Here is a 231-nt window from a genome sequence, read left to right as displayed (position 1 = left end):
GACGCAGGCACCGCGACCAGGGTCGCCAGGACCATGGTCAGGCACGCGACCCCCAGACTGGTGGTCATGGCTTGACCTAGACTCAACACATCACTGGCGTCGGGGGAAACAAAGGTATTCCAGGCGGCCTTGTACCACAGCAGGCTGTAGCTGCTGGGCGGAAAGTCCAGGTTCGAGGCACCCCTGAACGACATGACGATCATGGTCAGAATCGGCAGCACGGCCAGCAAC

Annotated in this window: 1 pseudogene; it reads right to left on the bottom strand. The window is 61.5% G+C overall.

From position 1 onward, the window contains the following. Nucleotides 1-231, bottom strand: a pseudogene (locus QN399_RS26715) (ABC transporter permease); the annotation flags it as partial.

This window comes from Pseudomonas sp. 10C3 (assembly GCF_036346185.1).
Taxonomy (GTDB): domain Bacteria; phylum Pseudomonadota; class Gammaproteobacteria; order Pseudomonadales; family Pseudomonadaceae; genus Aquipseudomonas.
This window is presented reverse-complemented; position numbering and strand designations above follow the sequence as displayed.